The organism is Albimonas pacifica, from assembly GCF_900113695.1.
In the GTDB taxonomy this organism is placed as follows: domain Bacteria; phylum Pseudomonadota; class Alphaproteobacteria; order Rhodobacterales; family Rhodobacteraceae; genus Albimonas; species Albimonas pacifica.
Window position 1 is genome coordinate 1 of record NZ_FOQH01000040.1, and the last position, 4,351, is coordinate 4,351.

At 71.4% G+C, this 4,351-nt stretch carries 9 protein-coding genes; all 9 read right to left on the bottom strand.

Translation table 11 applies throughout. The annotated features are described in order from the left end of the window. Window positions 1-336, bottom strand: a 336-nt coding sequence (locus BM064_RS26290) for a hypothetical protein (protein ID WP_092866486.1), incomplete at its 3' end; no start/stop codon positions are given. Beyond that, complete coding sequence (locus tag BM064_RS26295; RefSeq protein ID WP_092866471.1) at window positions 329-1,195, bottom strand: DNA-methyltransferase; 867 nt, start codon at window positions 1,193-1,195, stop codon at window positions 329-331. The genes BM064_RS26295 and BM064_RS26290, both read right to left, overlap by 8 nt. Continuing rightward, complete coding sequence (locus BM064_RS26300) at window positions 1,188-1,760, bottom strand: MT-A70 family methyltransferase (protein ID WP_092866474.1); 573 nt, start codon at window positions 1,758-1,760, stop codon at window positions 1,188-1,190. Before BM064_RS26300 ends, BM064_RS26295 begins: the two co-directional genes overlap by 8 nt. Window positions 1,761-1,767: 7 nt before the next feature. Continuing rightward, window positions 1,768-2,733, bottom strand: a complete 966-nt coding sequence (locus BM064_RS26305) for an HNH endonuclease (RefSeq protein WP_092866477.1) — start codon at window positions 2,731-2,733, stop codon at window positions 1,768-1,770. Continuing rightward, window positions 2,733-2,975, bottom strand: coding sequence for a hypothetical protein (locus BM064_RS26310; protein ID WP_092866480.1), 243 nt, complete (start codon window positions 2,973-2,975; stop codon window positions 2,733-2,735). The genes BM064_RS26305 and BM064_RS26310 overlap by 1 nt, the downstream gene beginning before the upstream one ends. After that, window positions 2,972-3,145, bottom strand: coding sequence for a hypothetical protein (locus BM064_RS27700; RefSeq protein ID WP_177236414.1), 174 nt, complete (start codon window positions 3,143-3,145; stop codon window positions 2,972-2,974). Before BM064_RS27700 ends, BM064_RS26310 begins: the two co-directional genes overlap by 4 nt. Next, window positions 3,142-3,486 carry a hypothetical protein gene (locus BM064_RS27705; RefSeq protein WP_092866483.1) on the bottom strand — a complete coding sequence of 115 codons (345 nt, stop codon included), beginning with the start codon at window positions 3,484-3,486 and terminating at the stop codon, window positions 3,142-3,144. The genes BM064_RS27700 and BM064_RS27705 overlap by 4 nt, the downstream gene beginning before the upstream one ends. Window positions 3,487-3,489: 3 nt before the next feature. Further along, the gene (locus tag BM064_RS26320) at window positions 3,490-4,131 is read right to left on the bottom strand and encodes a regulatory protein GemA (protein ID WP_218161135.1); all 642 of its coding nucleotides are present in this window, start codon (window positions 4,129-4,131) and stop codon (window positions 3,490-3,492) included. Window positions 4,132-4,135: 4 nt separating this feature from the next. Then, on the bottom strand, window positions 4,136-4,351 hold a 216-nt coding region (locus tag BM064_RS26325), incomplete at its 5' end, for a DUF3164 family protein (protein WP_143103479.1).

Genomic DNA, 4,351 nt, shown 5'->3' on the forward strand with positions numbered 1-4,351 from the left:
TGCTTCGAACCACTTCCGCAGCCCGACGTCGGTCACATGCAGTCTGCGAGCGATCTCGGCGGTCGGCAATCCCCGATCGCGAAGCCGGAACGCGACCCAGCGGCGGGCGGTCGGGACGCGGCGATGGCCACGGGTTCCGGCCTGGAGTTTCTGCGTCAGCTCCGCCGCCCGCTCCGCTCCGACCAGCTTCGCAAGCTTCGAGCGGCCGTTCGAGGTCGGAGAGAAATAGATCTCCGCCCCCCCGAACTCGAGCAGCACCTCGACCGTCAGGTCTACGCCCAGCGCGCGAACATAGGGCGCCACGGCGGTCGGCGTGCCGGCGGGGACCTCAGCCATCGGCCGCCTCCCCGAACAGCTCGCCTTGCCGACCCTCGGTCGCCGCCAGCCGGCCGCGGGCGATCTCCACGGCCGCAGCGCTGGCGTCGAAGCCGATCCAGCGCCGGCCGAGGTCGCGGGCCGCCGCCAGCGTGGTCCCCGATCCGCAGCAGGGATCCAGCACCACGTCCCCGCGCCGCGAGCCCAGCGCGACCACCTTGCGCAGCAGCGCCTCCGGCTTCTGGGTCGGCCAGCCGAGGCGTTCGGTCGACCCCGACGTCAGCGCGTCGACGGCGAATGCCTCCAGACGCCAGCCCCGGACGCCGTCGATCTCCATCGGCCGGCCGCAATCCTCTCCGGCCGGCGAGGCGAGTCGCGACAGCGCCGCTCCCGTGCGCACCCAGGCGTGGATGCCGTCATGGCATCGGGCGAAGCGTCGGGCTGGGACGGAACCCGTCGAGCGGCGCCAGGTCAGCGAACCCCAGGCGCGGTCGGATCCAAACACGTGGTCGACGAGGACGCGGGCGTAGGCGCCTGCCGTGTCGTCGATGTGGAGCCAGAAGGTCCCCGTCGGCCGCAGCGTCCGGTGCGCGGCGTCGACGATTTCCTCGAGCGCCAGAAGGTACGCCAGCGCCGGCGCCCGGACGACGATCGCCTGCAGGAGATCGGCTCGGGCGGGGCATCGCGACCCGAGCGCGGAGAGGCGTCGTTCGGCCGCTTCGTCCCAGCGCCAAACGTCGGAGAACCCGCCGCCGGCCGCTTTCCATTCCCGCTGGGTGAAGAAGGGCGGATCCGCGTAGACCATGTCGACGCTGCGCGCCGGAAGGGTTCGAAGAAGGACGTGGGCGGGCCCGTGCTCGATGCGTCCCAGCTCAGCCATCGGCCGTCTCCCGCCAGGCGTGCGCCTTCGGCGCCCAGGTCTCGCCCTCGCTCCAGTCCTCGGTGGCGAACAGCTCGCAGGCCCAGGCGTGCGGGAGGAGCTTGCGGAGCATCTCGCGCGCCTGAGGAGGCTTGCGGGAGTGTTCGCGGCGCAGGGCGTCGATGTGGTTCCGGATCGAGCGGTCGCGGATCTCGGGCGAGCCGATGGTCGCGATCAGGAAGGGCTCGGTCGAGCTGCGCAGCAGATAGCCGGTGCCGATGGCGACCCGGCCGTTGCGCGCCCGCTTCGTCCAGGAGCCGCCGGTCTTGAACGTGAAGCCCCAGGCCTCGATCACCTCCAGGGCCACCGGCAGGTGCGGCCAGGTTGACCACAGGAACAGCAGGCAATCCGGGCCGGCCAGCCGATGGACCGGCAGCGCCTTGATCTCCTCGATCGGCATGGTGGCGTAGTGCGCCTCGGGCGAGCGGCCGTGGCCCTTCGCCGAGCGCATCTCGTAGGGCCACGGCGGGTCCGCGAGGATGGCGCCGTAGCGCATCGGGAAAAGGGGATCGAAGGGCCAGTTCATCGGGGTTTCAACGGCCGTTCAGGGCGGATTTGGAAATGGCGGCGCCCGCGCCATCGCGCCGTCTGGCAAGCCGCGACAGCTCGACCGCGACGCAGCGGTGAAGCGGCTGGCGCGTCAAGGCTCGCTGCCTACGCGCCGCGGTGCAGGCGGTGCGCCAGTGCTCCGAAACCAGAAGGTCGATCTTGTCGGTCGGGAGGTCGAACTCGGGGCGCCGCAGCTCCGAGATCACCCGACGATGCAGGGCGGAAGACGGCTCGGCCTGCGGAGCGCCGGTTCGGCTCGGAGACTCCGGCGCCTCCACCTTCTGCCTGCGGGCCGCAACCCGGCGCGGCGCCGCGCCTGCGTCGCGGCCGCCTTTCCGGCGCTCTCGGGCGGCATGTTCAAGCTGCGCCGTCGCCATGATCACCGGCTTCAGCTCGGCCGGCGCAGCGTCGTAGCCGCGTCCGAAGCGGCCATTCAGCCGCGGCGCCAGCGCCGTCGGGATGGCGAGCCAATTGGACGGGTCGGTGTTGAGCTTGTCGCCGTCGAGGCACTTGAGACGCATGCCCTCGGGCAGCGGACCGTTCGCGCGCTCCCAGAGCAGCTTGTGCTTCGTGACGTACCGCCGGCTGCCGCCCGTATAGGGGTTCGTCTCGGCGACGCTGATCTCGACATAGCCGTAGACGTTCACTCGCTCATGGCCCAACGGCTTCGCGTTGGGGGGGACGCTGCCTTTCTTGAACTGCGTGCGGGCGCTATTGGCGTTGAACGGCATCTTGCGCCCCTTGTTGGCAGGGGTGCTGCCGGGCGCGAAGCAGCCGGTACGCCCGGTCTTCCAGCCTTTGCGCGTGCAGAGCGCCTTGAGGTGGTCGGCGCTCACGTCGGTGCGCTCGAAATGGGCGCAAAAGGCGGCGTGCAGCTCCCGCCGCGGCATCTCCCGCCGCGCCGAGATCCACTCCAGCTCCTCTGCGCTGTATTCGAGCCAGCGGCGCATCAGTCGGTCGCCTTGCCGATCTGCGGCAGCATGGGCAGGACGCCGGCCCCGTGTTCGGCGAAGAGCTTCGCGGCTTTCAGCTGCAGCTCGCCATTTGCGATGACCTGGTCGGAAATCGCGACGATCGCGTCGGCACGCTTGACCTCCTGTTCAAGGTGCTCAGCGTCGAGGCCTTCATCCGAGAGCCTTTCGAGCTGTGCGAAGAGGTGGTCCGTCAGGTCCGAGAGGCGGTTCTTGGTCATCTGGTTTCTCCATCGCTCTGCAGATCGAGGTGGGCGGGCTCGGCGGCGGCCTTGGCCTCGGCCTGCGCCAGGGCGCCGACCGGCAGGGCCATGCAGCGGGTGTAGATCGCGTGGGCGCAGCGGACGATGCGGACGGCGTCGGCGCGCTGGGCGGGGGTGAGCTGGGTCATCCCTGGCGCTCCTCGGGCTGGAGGGCGATGACCTCGGCCGCCTCGCCGGCGGCGACCAGGCAGGCCCGGCCGTCGGCGCCGACGGAGATCCAGGTCCAGCCCCCGGCGGGGCTCGCCCAGGCCTCGGCGACGAAGCCCCGGACGTCGAGGCCGCGGAAGACGGGCGCCTCGCCGTGCTGGCGCAGCGAGGCCGCCATATCCGCATAGGCCCCGCAGACGGTGGTCGCCTGCGCCTTTGCGGGCTCGACCGCGCAGCCGACCATCGCGACGGCAACCACAGCGGCCTCGAAGACGAGGGCGGGCATCACCCACCATCCGGAGAGGTAGTCTCGATCGTTCATGGCTCAGGCCTCCTGCGCCGCGCCCGCGCCCGCACGGATGCGGGCGCCCCAGGCGTTGTTCACCGCTCGCCAGTCGAGGCGGTGCAGGGCGTGCAGGCCGCTCTTCGGCCCGGTGATCTCGTAGACGGCGGCTGTGAAGTGCTGGCCGGCGGCGGCGCGGACGTCGGGAAGGCGCCACCACTGCGCCAACGCGATCTTCGCGCCGTGGTCCCGCTGCCAGCGAGGCCGGTCTTCGCGGTCGCTCCAGTCGACTCCGCCGTCCCGGGCGATCCAGCCTTTCAGCCCCTCGATCGCGCTGGCCGCGGCGGCCGCGTCGTGCAGGAAGCGGGTGTGGTCGACGCCCGCCTGCCGCTTGACGAAGGCCAGCAGCGCGGCGTCGTCCCGGCTGCGCACCAGGCCGAGGTTCCATGCCGCGATCCACAGGGCCTGCAGCTTAGGGGCGTAGGAGCCATCGAGGCGCCGCCGGCCGCCGGCGGGGCGGAACCCCATCCGGCGCAGCTCGTCGACCACCGCGGACTTCTCCGAAGGGGTCATCTCGCGCAGCCGGCGCTTGCCGGTCACGCGCTCGTAGAGGGCGCGGCGATCGTCTTCCTCGGCGATGCCGAGCGCCCGGACCCCCGCATAGATGGACTTCACCGCGCTCATCGGCTCAGGCCTTCGCCAGGTCGATGGTCACAGGCTGCCACGCGCCCTCGCGGGACTCGCGGCGGTAGCAGCGCACGTAGGTCTTCGAGCCGACCACCCGCATCGCGTCGCGGATCGCGACCATCGCCGAGAGCCAGCGCTCGTCCTGGATGTCCAGGCGCAGGAGCATGAAGATCTCGGCCCGGTTGATCTGGCCGGCCTTGTCGGTGTTGAAGGCCCG